The sequence below is a fragment of the Bacillus sp. B-jedd genome, assembly GCF_000821085.1.
GTDB lineage: Bacteria > Bacillota > Bacilli > Bacillales > Cytobacillaceae > Bacillus_D.
The window spans coordinates 4149566-4161454 of sequence record NZ_CCXR01000001.1 but is presented as its reverse complement, the minus strand read 5'-3'; the positions used below and the strand labels follow the sequence as shown (position 1 = coordinate 4161454).

The window sequence follows — 11889 nt, the reverse complement described above, 5'->3', positions numbered from 1 at the left end:
TTGGATTTATCTGTAGTAATTCGGATTATAAATAAATAGAAAATGATTATTGATCCGGTTTTTTCGTAATATCTTCTCCGAAGAATTTAACTGAAATTTTTTCAAGCGTTCCGTCCTTGCGGAGTGCTTCAAGCGCCTCGTTGACTCTTTTCAAAAGCTCCGGATTATCCTGCGGGAGGACGATTGCCTGCTCACTGCGCTCAATCAGCTGCCGTCCTTCAATTTTAAACCCTTCCTTGGCGGCGCTTTTCCCGGTGACGAAATCGGTAATGACGGCATCGTGCCTTCCGATGCTAAGTGCTTTAAGGGCGGTAATATCACTGTCATACATTTTCAGGTTAGACGTATACTTACTGGCTGTATCTGCATACGTGGATCCTTTTGCCACAGCAACCTCTTTTCCTTTTAAATCCTCGACGGTCTTAATACCGCTATCTGGACGAACGAAAATTTGCGGGCCTGAGTAGTAGTAAGGTGTCGAGAAGGAGACGTGTTTGCTCCGTTGGGGATTAATAGTATGTGAGGCGACGGCGGCATCTGCTCTCCCTGTTTTCACGCCTTCCACAATTCCTTTAAATTTCATCCGCTTAGGGACAGGCTTAAGGCCAAGCTCTTTGGCAACCGCCTTGCCGACTTCCACATCAAAGCCGGTCATTGTCAGATCATCCTTCATATAACTGAAGGGCTTGAATTCGCCCGAGGCAGCAAAAGCAAATTCCCCCTTGCGGATTAGCTTAGAGCCATCTTCCTGCTCATGCTTTTCGGCACAGCCTGAGATTAGCAGGATAGACAGCAAGCAAAAGGTAAAAAACTTCCCAATTTTCATGCTCAAGGTAAAACTCCTTTCGACATAATTTGATAGGTGTATTTACCCTTCGTGGAGATTTATAATCCTTGCAAAAAAGAAAAAATATTTTCAAATAATAATAAAGTTTTTGTTTTGCGCGGAGAGGGCTGTGGTTTTGCAGGGGAAAAACAGCTTTACGAACGCAAAAAAAGAACCCTATTATAAGGGTTCCAGGTAAATATAGGGGAAGGTGAAAATTCGTCGGAATCCAGAGACCCGGCTTTCTTAAACATCAAGCTTAACTTGGTGGCGCACTTTCGGGTGGAATTGCTTGCGTAATTTAATTGAATAATCTTCATATAACTGTTCAAGTCCAACCATTGCCAATGAAAAGAAATTGGCATAGTTTTTCTGGACTTCCCATTTCAGTTCGTTGCTGCCGCAGATGCTGTGTTTATTCAGTTCCTCGATTTCACGCTTTATTGTCGCAAGTTCAAGCTGGTACTCCGCCTCAGGCAGAGTCATCAGATGGTCGATTCGTTCAATATAATGCATCGATTTCTCGATTTTATGTTCAATATCATCATAGCCTGCCTGGTCGATCAGCCCATATTTGAGCTTGAATTCATTTAATAGCCTGGCTGATTCGTAGGTGGAATTGACGATGTCGTCCCTGGTCATATCAACAGTTTCATAGCTTAACATATGTTTCCATGATGGCTGGGTTATCGCTTTCCGGTGATCCTCCAATGTGTGGCACAGCTTTTTATAACCATGAAGTTCGGGATTTTCAAAAGCCGCACTTGCCGGATCGAGAAATGGTGCGAGAGGTGCAATAAAGTAGTAAAGCCGTGGATCTTGGTTGCATTCAAGATGGATCCTTTCCGCGAAATCGACATTTTCAAGAACGCTTTGATACGTTTGGCCAGGGATGCCGACCATGAAAAACAGGTCAATCTTTTTGCAGCCATGCTTCAAGGCGAAATTAAGAGAGTCGATGACTTTCTCATTCGTACAATTGAATTTGCCATTATACCTGCGGATGCTTTCATCATGTGTCTCGAGTGTCAGCTCAATGCTGTATTTCGGGACTGCCTCATGGATCTGTTTAAAGAACTTTTCATCCGCATATTGGAACAGTTCAAAAACGAGCTCGTTTTTCAGATGGATTTCCTTCAGGCGGCTGAAAAACTCCTCAACATATTTTTTGCCTCCCTGGCGGATGTCATGGAGGATAAAAATAGGCGCCCGGCTGAACCGTTGGATAAACTGGATATCCTCGACAAGCTTTGCCGGGGACCTGAGGGCAAGTGATTTTCTGTTGCAATTCGTGTCATAGCCTTCCTTCGAGCCGCCGCAAATCAGGCATTTCTGTGTGCAGCCCCTTGCGGTCAGGATAGCGGTATTGGGATACTGCAGCCAGCCGTTATAAGGAAGCGGATCCATGAAGTTTTTATATTTAAAGACAGAACGGATGGTATAACGGTAACCGGGCACATCGAATTCATCAAGGTCTTTTGGTACGTAGGATAGCGGATTATAACCGACCTCGGTTCCTTTTTTCCAGGTGAGATTCGGTATTTCCTCATACCGTGTATTGCCGAATTCCAACTTGTTCATCAGCATTAGCATCAGCTTTTCGGTCGAATCGCCACGCATGACAAAATCAATGAACGGATACTCGATCAGCTCTTTATGATAATAGGTGGAAGAAAGGCCTCCAAAGACAATCGGAGTTTCGGGATGCAGGTTTTTCACGATTTTTGCGAGCTCAATACTTCCATGCGCATGGGGAAGCCAATGGAGATCGATACCGAAAGCCCGTGTGTTGATGCCGCGCAGTTTTTTTTCTACATCGAAGTTAGGATCCATGAGCATCCGGTTAGCAATATTAATAATTCTTACCTTAAGGCCATATCGCTCAAGATAATCAGCGATGCTTGTCAGCCCAATTGGATACATTTCAAAAACAGGGGAGGAAGGCACCACATCACTAATCGGGCCGGCCAGCAAAGAGTTTTTGCGAAAATCATAAACACTGGGGGCATGCAGGAGAACTAAATCATACTTCATTCGTTTTCACCCTCTGTAATAGTAGTAAGCTCTCAATCTTGTTTGAATGAAGCTGGATTTAGGCTAGGCATTGAAACAAGAGAGATGTTAAGTGCATATGCAAAGTTGTCAGTATGGAAAGGTTTTAATGTGAAATCTTTCACAAGTAATTATGGTGAAAAAGCAAGGAATTGTATATCTTTAGTGTAGTATAAAAGGAAGAACAACCGCTTCCCAACCATTGACAAAAGAGTGACATAATTTCCTACTAAATTGTGACAAGTGAAAATAGTTTTCGCTATTACTACTTTAGTAGTAGATAAAATATTGCTTTTGCTGAATAGAAAAAGTGGGGATGGGATGGGATAATAAATGTAAACAAACCAAGTGGGGTTTGTCCCAGCATCGGACAGTGGAATGACATTTGGCCGGTCTGGGTTTTTTTGTGTTTTGGTTCTATTATCATTGGCTGTTGATTTCCACTCCGGGGACATGCTTTCCTCGGGGCGAAGCATCTACTTGATATCCAACTTCATGAGAAACATCCATGAATTGGCTTCGTGCAGCTTTGCGACGAGCTGAAGGTTCGCTTCCTCGAATAGTCTGTGGCGCAGGAGCATTCTTTTTGGAGCCTCCTCGGCGCTTTCTGCGCCTGTGGGGTCTCCACTTGCCGCTACATCCCGCAGGACATTGAATTAGCTTCTTTGAAGTTGCCCACGCACGAAGGAAACGCGGAGCGTTTTCGAGGAGTCAGTCCCCTCCGTTCCTATCAACTCTTTTAAAATCAGCATTAAACTTTAAAAAGCCAATGTTTTTTGATTAATCCCATTGTGTGTACACCCGTTCATCCAGCAAATGTGAATATAAAATCTTAAAACCTTTTTATTGTGCGGGGCGGGGAAATAACTTAAAGTATAATTAACTGAAAATTTAGAATCGATTCGTTGGGAGGAAGGGGATTCATGGCTGCTAAGGGGTGGTTGAATCGGAAGGAAATGGTGGCAAGATACTTGATGATGGCTATATCGCTTGCCGGTGGCCTGCTTCTTCTTTATGCCCTTTTTGGTATGGAGCCGCCAAATGAGCCTTTGATCCTGATTCTTCTGGTCATTTTCCTTTGCGTCATCGAATTTTATCCAATGCCGGTCTGGCGGGGCTTCACAACCATTTCTTTCCCTTTAGTGTATGCCATCTTTGTCATGCATGGTGTGGAATACGCCGTCTGGTCTTATGCGTTTGCAGTATTTGGTGTCAATGTTGTAAGAAGAAGGCCGGTCAGGATCATTTTTTTTAATCCGGCCCAGCTTGTCATCAGCTTTTACGGTGCGGTTTGGCTGTCCGGGAAGATGATGGATCTTACTATCCTGGATTCCCAGTCCGCTGTGGTTGGCGGGCTTCTCCATATTACCGCGGCAATCATTGTTTTTTACTTTATTAATAATTTGCTGGTGGACTTGATCCTCGTGGTCCGTCCTCAGCCTTATACAATCATGATGTGGAGGCAAAAAACACTTCAGGAAGGTAACAGCTTGCTCGTTTCTTATGTGTACCTTGTCCTGTTTGTCGTTCTTGGCAACCAGAACAGGGGAGAAATCGATGTCATTACTTTCTTTTTCTTTTTTGCTCCTCTCGTCGGCTTCGCGCTGCTGAGTTCCATCATTGTCAGGCTAAGGAAGGAAAAGGCCAAGCTGAAAGCGCTGTTCCGGATTTCCTCTGAATTGAATAAGAAAATTGCCTCAGAGGACTGGCTTGGATTCCTTGGAAAAAACCTCCCGGAATTTATCGATGTGGATGCTTGCATCCTTTGGACGAAGCAGAATGGTAAATGGGAAAGACGTTATTCAGCCGGGCTTGTGAATGAAGAAACGGAACTCGATAATACCCAGGCAGCGGCCCTCGAATCGGTCCGCCATATGGTGATTTATCATAACTCCAGAAAACAGGCGGGGCCAGCTACGGGCTTTTTCCTCAGTGAGATCAGAACGAAAATGTATGCGCCGCTCATGCTTGAGGATGAACTATTAGGGTTGTTTGTTTTTGGCCGGAGCAGGACAAAAAGTTTTACAGAAGACGATATCCAGTCCGCTGTTACACTTGCAAATCAGCTCGCTGTCCTGTTGAAAACAAAGTGGCTTTTTTCCGAGGAGGAAAAACGGCTTATTTTGGAGGAAAGGAACAGAATCGCGCGGGACATCCATGATGGAGTGGCGCAAACACTTGCCGGGGCGGTCTTGAATCTGGAAACGGCAGAACGGAAATTTTTAAAGGCACCCGACGATTCGCTCAAGCTTGTCCATGAAAGTACGGATAAACTCCGAAAAAGCCTGCGGGAGGTGCGGGAATCCATTTATGCGCTCCGCCCTTATCCGACAGAAAGGGTAGGGCTGCTGACGGCCATTCAGTCAAGGATTGAAGCTGTCAGGAAGGAACATGAGGTGGAAATCGTGTTGGAAAGAAGAGGCGCCGAATTTGAGTTAAGCTCCATGACCGAAAAGGTTATTTTCGACATATTCCAGGAGAGCGTACAAAATGCCCTGAAGCATGCCAAAGCGGTAAAAATCGAAATCATGCTCAGTTTCCAGCGGGAAAACGTCTTTTTGAAAATAAAAGATAACGGGATTGGCTTTTCTTTGTTCCAGGCGATGATCAAAGCAAGAAACGAACCGCATTTCGGCATTTTGCATATGAATGAAGCGGCTGAAAAAATAAAAGCATCCCTTCAAATTGACAGCAAGGAAGGGAACGGCACGGAAATTACGTTAACCGTTCCAAGAATGGGAATAGAAGGAGGAGAAGTGAATGATCAAGCTGATGCTGGTCGATGACCATGCGGTGCTCCGTGACGGGTTGAAGAATATCCTCGACCTCGAATCGGACATCAAGGTTGTCGGGGAGGCGGTTTCCGGCAGTGATGCACTGGCCAAAGTCCCCGAACTTATGCCGGATGTCATTTTGATGGATATCAATATTCCTGATAAAAATGGAATTGAAGTGACCGGGATTTTAAAAAAGGATTTTCCGTCAATCAAAATTCTCATGCTGACGATGTTCGACCATGATGAATATTTTATGTCAGCGATCCGTGAAGGGGCTGACGGCTATTTGCTGAAGGACGCTCCTTCCGAGCATGTCATCGAAGCAATCCGGTCCGTAGCCCGGGGACAGTCTGTCATCGCTCCTTCCATGACGAAAAAGTTTCTCAATTTCAACCAGCAGGCTCCCGAGCCGCCAAAGGAGAAAAAAGATGAGTTACTGACTGAACGGGAAAGAGAAGTGCTTCTCTGTCTTGTCCAGGGGATGAATAATAAGGAAATCGCCCAGGAACTTTTCATCAGTGACAAAACAGTGAAAATCCACGTCAGCAAAATATTCAAAAAGCTCGATGTAAAAAGCCGTTCCCAAGTCGTCATTTATGCCGTCCAAAACCAGCTCGTCCCCTTGCCGTAAGCATGAATAGCAGAACCAGCCAGGCTTATACCGTAAGCCTGGTTTTTTCATGCATTCACCTTTCAAAAACAGAACAATTTTGCATAAAAGAAGAAATACTACTTTAGGCGTATAAAAATTAGTACTTTTGCGGCCAGAAATACAGCCTGTGGAGAATAGGACTATCACTTAAACAATGTGATAATGGGGTAAAGTTAGAATATTCAGAACTGGGAGGGTATGCAAATGAAAAAGGCTTCTATTTTCCTGTCCTTACTTATGATTTTCAGTATATTTATCCAATCCGTCCAGCTTGCAGGTCCAGAGCGGGCCAGCGCGGCCGGAACCGCTGTAATAGAGCCGGGGATGCTGGCAAAACTGGCCTCTGCCACCGAGCCCCAGCAAGTCATAGTCACCTTTAAAGAAAATGCCGGCGGCCAGCCTAAAATACTATCCGTTTTGAAAGAATCGGGACTGGTAAAAGGGGTTGTCCTGAACGAGCTGCCGATTGCCGGAGTATTGGCCACAAAAGCACAGATTGAAAAGCTTGCCCAGAATGAAAATGTGCTATCGATTTATCCGAATAAAAAGCTCAAATATGAAAATAAAGAAGCAACCGAACTGACAGGAGTGGATCGCCTCAGAACCGAACCTTCCTTTACAAAGTTAAATGGGGGGATGCCTGTCGACGGGAGCGGAATTGGCGTTGTCATTAATGACAGCGGTGTTGATGGAACTCATAAAGATATCGAATTCGGCGGCCACCTTGTCCAAAATGTACTCGGAGCGACAAACCTGAATGCTTTGAGTGAGCTTTTGCCAGTGACGTGGGTTGAAAATGTCCCTAATACTGACACGAGTTCCGGGCATGGAACGCATGTAGCCGGAATCGTTGGCGGAACCGGAGCGATGTCAAAAGGGGATTACGAAGGTGTCGCCCCTGGCGCGAAGCTGATTGGCTACGGATCAGGAGCAGCGGTCGCGATGCTCGATACGCTCGGCGGTTTCGACTATGCGCTTACCCATCAGGCCGAATACAATATTCGTGTCATTACAAACTCATGGGGAGATACGGGCGATGCGGGAACTGATTTTGACCCATTCGACCCAATCAATATCGCCACGAAAAAGCTTTATGACCGTGGCATTGTTACTGTCTTTTCAGCAGGGAACTCGGGGCCTGGCGATTCCACTATATCCGGGAACTATAAAAAGGCCCCATGGGTCATTACAATCGCAGCCGGGACAAAGCAGGGCCAGCTTGCCGACTTTTCATCGCGCGGTGTAAAAGGAAAAGGCGGTACGGTCACAGTGGGATCCGAGACATGGAAATGGGAGGACCGCCCTACGGTGACATCGCCGGGTGAAACGATTATTTCCACCCGCGTCATTTCTCCAATTGCCGCACTTGGGGCAACTGATGATGTCAACCTCATCCCGCCAGCTTATCTGCCATACTATACAACAATGAGCGGCACGTCGATGGCGGCACCGCATGTCGCGGGAATCGTTGCACTGGTACTGGATGCCAATCCGTCGTTATCGCCGCTTGAAGTAAAGAAAATTATTGAGCAGACTGCGACCAATATGCCAGGCTACGAGCCTTGGGAGGTTGGCTCAGGCTACGTCAATGCTTATGCGGCTGTTGATGCGGCGTTAAATGGCACGGAATATGGTTCTGTATTGAATATGAACCGGGCATTCAATTCCAATGCGCAAATGACAGTGAACTCCAATAAGGCAACCATCGATTTCAGTCCTATGAATCTTAAAAATGAAGTTTCGTTCGCTGTTGGTTCAGGGCAGACCGAACTCGTCGCCCGTATGAATGCTTACGGCCTTCTTGGCCAAACGGGCAACCCGGTCAACCTCGTGCTTACGGCGCCTGATGGGACTCGTTACACATCAGGAATATCGGTATTGTTCACTTTATATCCTGACCGTACTGTCCAGGTTATGAACCCGGTACCTGGAACTTGGAAGGCAAGTATCGAAGGGCTCCAGGGACTGCTTGCCCTTCCGGAAAAAGTGGATGTCGAGCTCGTGACGAAAACAGCGGGAAGCTTCAGCGGCTTGAATGACATTACCGGCCACCCCGCTGAATCTGCCATTAAGCTTGCTGTCAGCGACAGGCTAATTGACGGTAAAAGTACAAAGAACTTTGATCCGGATGCAGCTTTGAAGCGTTCCGAGCTGGCAAACTATCTTGTCATGGGAGCGGGGGTGCGCCAGCAGCTTCCTTTAAATGGAACATCAAGTGTCTCCGACGTCAAAGCAGCTGACCGACTGTACGTCGAAGCGGTTCTTGGCAAGGGTGCCGCCCTGAAAAATGTCACGCAGAACCAAAAGGGGGTCATGCTTCCCTCCGCTGCCGGAAAGTTTTCTCCGGATGAAAAAGTGACCCGCGCCCAGCTTGCTTATTCCCTCGTGCAGGCACTGGGCCTTGAAGATAAAGCCAATGAATTGAAAGGACAGGAGCTGACCGTCCAATATAACGGAACAAGAGTGCCGATCCAGGATGCGGCCAATGTGCCGGCCGAACTTCGTGGCCACGTCCAGCTCGCACTCGATCTGAACATCCTGAATGCTTACTTCTCGACTGTCCAGGACCGTTATGCCCTGAAGCCGACCATCACAGCGAAGTTCGAGCCTGGCAAAACTGTCACCCGCGCGGACTACGCGGTTGCCATCACACGTTACTTTGCAAGCTGGCACCCCGCGGCGGAGTAGCACTTCCAGGCTGTGGCTGCGTTCATATTACTCACGGAAGCCCCTGCACTTTTCTGTTGCGGGGGCTTTTTGCGGCCTTACCGAAGGGCAGTCAATAGCGTGTTCTACTACTTCGGCCTACATCTCATCCTGTGCCTATAACTTTCGTATGATAGCAAAATAGTACTTTTTCCAAGGCGTTTTACGTCCTTTGCTGAATAGTAGGCTTGCGAAATTTTTACGATAATGATAGTAGCAAGAGAATTAACCTTGGAAGGGGATTGCAAGATGAAAAAATGGTTATCCGGATTGGTCAGCCTGTTATTATTGCTCTCATTAATGGCTCCCGGTATGGAAAAAACAAAGGCGGCAGCTCTTCCCGCGGTGATTGACAGCAACCTGGCAAAAGCTCTCGAGACAGCGGCAGGCAGCCTTCAGGTTATTGTCACCTTTGAAGGGGAAGGAGCCCCAACAGCCGAACAGCTCAGTCTGCTGAAGCAGCTCGGCATCTCGACAGGCGTAACGATGAAATCGCTGCCGATCGCTGGCGTCCTGGCGACAAAGGAGCAAATTAAGCAGCTTGCTTCAAAAGAAGGGGTAAAATCACTCTATTTAAACCGTAAACTTCAATACAATAATTACGATGCAACCGAATTAACAGGAGTCGATAAGGCACGTACCGATTCAGCGATGCAAAAAGCCAATGGCGGACTTCCGGTAACCGGTAAGGGTGTGGGAGTTGTCGTCAATGACAGCGGTGTTGACGGGACGCACCGAGACCATCAACTCGGAAAAAACCTTGTCCAAAACGTCCTCGGCAGCATTAATCTTGCTTCGCTGGCACCGGGACTGCTTCCTGTGACATATATGGAAAACGTTCCGAATACTGATAACAACTCTGGCCATGGTACCCATGTAGCCGGTACGGTCGGCGGCACGGGCGCGAGCTCAAGCGGCAAGTATGAGGGAGTTGCGCCAGGAGCGGATTTAATCGGCTACGGTTCCGGGGCGGCCCTCTTCGTGCTGGACGGTCTTGGAGGCTTTGATTATGCCATCACGAACCAGTCGAAATACAACATCCGTGTTATTACAAATTCATGGGGCGGCTCTGGTGATTTTGATCCGGCCGATCCAATCAATATCGCGAGCAAGGCAGCGCATGACCGTGGCATCACTGTCCTTTTTGCAGCCGGAAATGAAGGTCCTGGTGAAAATACTCATAACCCATATGCTAAAGCGCCTTGGGTCATTTCGGTCGCTGCTGGTGAAAAAGACGGCTCGCTCGCCGATTTTTCGTCAAGAGGGACAAAGGGGGTTGGGGGAACATTTGAAATGGACGGAGAAACCTATCAATGGGAAGACCGCCCAACGATTACGGCACCGGGCGTTGATATCATTTCGACACGAGTGCTGGCGCCAGTCTCTTCACTCTCTATCGATTCCGACGCAACGATGATTGAACCGGCATACCTGCCTTTTTATACGTCGATGAGCGGTACCTCAATGGCAACGCCGCATGTGGCAGGCATCACAGCACTCCTGCTTGAGGCAAAACCGGAACTGTCTCCCGATGAAATCAAGAAAGTCCTCCAGGATACAGCCACGAACATGCCAGGCTATGAAACGTGGGAAGCGGGGACCGGCTATGTAAACGCCCATGCCGCCCTGGAAGCTGTCATGTTCGGCAAAACCTATGGAAAAACGGTTAATGAATATCAAACATTCAATAGCAACGTGTCGGCAAAAACAGATCGCGTCCCTTTTGAAATTGCCTACAATCCATTGCTGAAAACCCAGCACACGTTCACAGTGCCAGAGGGAGTCTCCCAACTGACTGCTCGCATCGATGCCTTTGGCCTGCTTGGCCAGACTGGCAACCCAGTCAATCTTGTCTTGATTGCGCCGGATGGGACGGAGCATAGCTCAGGAGTCAATCTTCTGTTCGCTCTTTACCCTGACAGGACAGTTTCGGTCACATCCCCAAAGGCCGGCCAATGGAAGGCCGAGGTGCGGGGGCTGCGCGGCAACGAACTGAATCCTTTGGGCCTTGCATTACCTGAAACAATCGCGGGATCACTCGCCTTTACAAAAGTGAGCGGCTATACCGGATTAAATGATATTTCCGGCCATGCCGCGGCATCAGCGATCCAGATGGCTGTGAATGAAAGACTGATGGACGGTTATGCGGACGGAACCTTTAAGCCGAATCAATACCTCCTTCGTAAAGAACTTGCCCGCTATCTTGTGATGGGAGCGGGAATCCGCCAGAGCCTCGGAGGCAATGCGAAGGACGCTTCAGCTGCTGACCAGCCATATGCCCTTGCTGTTTTGGCAAAAGGGGCGGCGATCAAGGATGGCAGGCTGACACAAAATGGCGTCATGCAGCTTGATGCGGCAGGAAGCTTCAATCCTAACGGCACACTAACACGCGCTGAGCTGGCTTATTCCCTTGTTCAGGGATTGGGCCTGCAACAGATGGCGAAAGATCATACTGGGGATGTTACCGTACTTTACATCAACGAACGGATTCCCCTAAAAGATAACGGCAGCATCCCGGCCGGTCTAAAAGGCTATGTACAAGTTGCTCTTGACCTGAATATCCTCAATGCGACGTTCAATGTGAAGCAGGGCCTTTACGACTTGAAGCCAACGATTGAGGCCTCGTTCGACCCGGCAAAAAAGGTCACCAGGGCTGACTATGCAGTCGCATCGTCTCGCTGGTTCCAGGCTTGGTTTCAGTAAGAAATCAACTTAAAGATCAATACTTTACTAAAGGTATACCTTTAAAAAGCTATCGGATCCTTTAGGTAATCAAAGGAAGACTTAGCGCCCGAACAACAGAGGTCAGCCAGCCGTTCGGTCACTAAAGGAAGACTTAGCGCCCGAACAGCAGAGGTCAGCCAGCCGTTCGGTCA

Annotated in this window: 7 protein-coding genes; 5 read left to right on the top strand and 2 right to left on the bottom strand. The window is 47.7% G+C overall.

The annotated features are described in order from the left end of the window. Positions 1-46: 46 nt before the first annotated feature. On the bottom strand, positions 47-826 hold the full coding sequence (locus tag BN1002_RS20275; protein WP_048828093.1) for a transporter substrate-binding domain-containing protein: 780 nt from the start codon (positions 824-826) through the stop codon (positions 47-49). Positions 827-877: 51 nt separating this feature from the next. Here BN1002_RS20275 and BN1002_RS24400 point away from each other — a divergent pair, with 51 nt between their 5' ends. After that, positions 878-1012 (top strand): hypothetical protein, encoded by a 135-nt coding sequence (locus tag BN1002_RS24400; RefSeq protein ID WP_269429812.1) that lies wholly within the window; start codon positions 878-880, stop codon positions 1010-1012. A 60-nt stretch (positions 1013-1072) separates the two neighbouring features. On the opposite strand, the gene BN1002_RS20270 is transcribed toward BN1002_RS24400, so the two are convergent. Then, positions 1073-2860, bottom strand: coding sequence for a TIGR04190 family B12-binding domain/radical SAM domain protein (locus BN1002_RS20270; protein ID WP_048827341.1), 1788 nt, complete (start codon positions 2858-2860; stop codon positions 1073-1075). 941 nt (positions 2861-3801) lie between these two features. On the opposite strand from BN1002_RS20270, the gene BN1002_RS20265 reads away from it, so the two are divergent. The 4 genes from BN1002_RS20265 (at position 3802) to BN1002_RS20250 (ending at position 11716) form a co-directional block, all read left to right on the top strand. Beyond that, positions 3802-5664 (top strand): GAF domain-containing sensor histidine kinase, encoded by a 1863-nt coding sequence (locus tag BN1002_RS20265; RefSeq protein ID WP_048827340.1) that lies wholly within the window; start codon positions 3802-3804, stop codon positions 5662-5664. Then, a complete protein-coding gene (locus BN1002_RS20260) occupies positions 5639-6286 on the top strand; it encodes a response regulator (RefSeq protein ID WP_048827339.1) in 648 nt (215 codons plus the stop codon). Before BN1002_RS20265 ends, BN1002_RS20260 begins: the two co-directional genes overlap by 26 nt. A 225-nt stretch (positions 6287-6511) precedes the next feature. After that, positions 6512-8995: a S8 family serine peptidase gene (locus BN1002_RS20255; protein WP_048827338.1), complete on the top strand. Its 2484-nt coding sequence runs from the start codon at positions 6512-6514 to the stop codon at positions 8993-8995. Between the two features lie 267 nt (positions 8996-9262). Continuing rightward, a complete protein-coding gene (locus tag BN1002_RS20250) occupies positions 9263-11716 on the top strand; it encodes a S8 family serine peptidase (protein WP_148362836.1) in 2454 nt (817 codons plus the stop codon). The last annotated feature ends 173 nt before the right edge of the window (positions 11717-11889 follow it).

Excerpts from the sequence above, each read along its gene's own strand:
- BN1002_RS20265 (WP_048827340.1), top strand. The coding sequence starts at position 3,802 with ATGGCTGCTAAGGGGTGGTTGAATCGGAAGGAAATGGTGGCAAGATAC.
- BN1002_RS20270 (WP_048827341.1), bottom strand. The coding sequence starts at position 2,860 with ATGAAGTATGATTTAGTTCTCCTGCATGCCCCCAGTGTTTATGATTTT.
- BN1002_RS20255 (WP_048827338.1), top strand. The coding sequence starts at position 6,512 with ATGAAAAAGGCTTCTATTTTCCTGTCCTTACTTATGATTTTCAGTATA.
- BN1002_RS20275 (WP_048828093.1), bottom strand. The coding sequence starts at position 826 with ATGAAAATTGGGAAGTTTTTTACCTTTTGCTTGCTGTCTATCCTGCTA.
- BN1002_RS20260 (WP_048827339.1), top strand. The coding sequence starts at position 5,639 with ATGATCAAGCTGATGCTGGTCGATGACCATGCGGTGCTCCGTGACGGG.
- BN1002_RS20250 (WP_148362836.1), top strand. The coding sequence starts at position 9,263 with ATGAAAAAATGGTTATCCGGATTGGTCAGCCTGTTATTATTGCTCTCA.